Annotated in this window: 1 protein-coding gene and 1 pseudogene; both read left to right on the forward strand. The window is 68.7% G+C overall.

Translation table 11 applies throughout. From position 1 onward, the window contains the following. The coding region (locus AC1DQF_RS21530; RefSeq protein ID WP_477527263.1) for an ABC transporter ATP-binding protein at positions 1-1,284 on the forward strand (1,284 nt) is incomplete at its 5' end. A 388-nt stretch (positions 1,285-1,672) separates the two neighbouring features. Next, positions 1,673-1,879, forward strand: a pseudogene (locus tag AC1DQF_RS21535) (hypothetical protein); the annotation flags it as partial.

Raw genomic sequence — 1,879 nt, forward strand, 5'->3', positions numbered from 1 at the left:
GTGCTCGGGATGATGTTCTGGATCTCGCCCGTGCTCGCCCTGGTGGCCCTGGTCTCGGTGCCGGTCTCGATGATCGTGGCCGGCGCGGTGATGAAGCGCTCCCAAGGGATGTTCGTCCAGCAGTGGCGGCGTACCGGGACGCTCAACGGGCACATCGAGGAGACCTTCTCCGGACACGCGCTGGTCAAGGTCTTCGGCCGTCAGGGCGAGGCCGAGCGGGTGTTCGCGCGGGAGAACGACGAGCTGTTGAAGGCGTCGTTCGGCGCCCAGTTCGTGAGCGGCCTGATCATGCCGATCATGATGTTCGTCGGCAACCTGAACTACGTGGTCATCGCGGTCCTCGGCGGTCTCCGGGTCGCCAGCGGCACCATGTCGCTGGGCGACGTCCAGGCCTTCATCCAGTACTCCCGCCAGTTCACCCAGCCGCTCACCCAGGTCGCCTCGATGGTCAACCTGCTGCAGTCGGGCGTCGCGTCCGCCGAGCGCGTCTTCGAGCTGCTCGACGCCGAGGAGCAGGAGCCCGACCGGGACGGCTCCCCGGYCACCGAGCGGCACGGGGAGGTGCGCTTCGAGGACGTCTCCTTCTCCTACGACCCCGGGCAGCCGCTCCTGTCGGGCCTCTCCCTGGTCGCCCGGCCGGGCCAGACGGTCGCGATCGTCGGTCCGACGGGCGCCGGCAAGACCACCCTGGTCAACCTGGTCGAGCGCTTCTACGAGGTCTCCGGAGGCCGGATCACCCTCGACGGCGTCGACATCACCTCGATGCCGCGCAGCGCCCTGCGCGGGCAGATCGGCATGGTCCTGCAGGACACCTGGCTCTTCGCCGGGACCATCCGCGACAACATCGCCTACGGCCGACCGGACGCGACGGAGGCGGAGATCCACCAGGCCGCCGAGGCGACGTTCGTGGACCGCTTCGTGCACTCGCTGCCCGACGGCTACGACACGCTCATCGACGAGGACGGCTCCAACCTCTCGGCGGGGGAGCGGCAGCTGGTGACGATCGCGCGTGCCTTCCTGGCGGCGCCGGACCTGCTGATCCTCGACGAGGCGACCTCGTCGGTCGACACCCGCACCGAGCTGCTGCTCCAGCACGCGATGGCCGCGCTGCGCACCGACCGGACGTCGTTCGTCATCGCCCACCGGCTCTCCACGATCCGCGACGCGGACCTGATCCTGGTGATGCGCGACGGGGACATCGTCGAGCAGGGCGACCACGACGAGCTGCTGGCCCGCGACGGGGCGTACGCCGCTCTGTACCGCTCGCAGTTCGAGACGGCCTGAGCGTCCCGGGAAAAAACCTCTTGGCCGCAGGTCGTTCGCGACCTACGGTGGTGTCACACGGAGAGGAGGTGGTCCGAAGAATGAGTTCTTTTCGGATGAGTGAGGTGGCTGCCCGCTAGGCAGCACCAGCCCTAGTCGCCGACGAGCTGCCGGCGAATCCACTGCAGCCACCCGACCCGCAGGCCCCCGGACGTCATCCCCCGGGGCCCCTCCCGGTGGAGACACCTCGAGGGGCAGCAGGCCTGCGGGTCGCTGCACGTCCGGGGCCGGTCAGTGGGGAGCCGACAGCGCCGTCCCTCGTACGGGATGTGGCCCGTGTCACCGCGCTCGCGATGAGGCAGGAGGACAGAAACGGAATATAGTTGCCTCTGGCAACCTTATAGTCCTCATGAATCGAGCTTCCGTGTCCCACCCCGAGTCAGCCACCGTGCCCGTGCCGGTGGAGCAGCCCGGCCAGATGACGCATCGTGAGGTGCTGGAGGCGCTCAGCGGCCTCCTGCTCGCGATGTTCGTCGCGATGCTGTCCAGCACCATCGTCTCCAACGCGCTGCCCACGATCGTCAGCGACCTCCACGGCAGCCAGACGGGCTACACC

This window comes from Nocardioides sp. P4_G4, assembly GCF_056401085.1.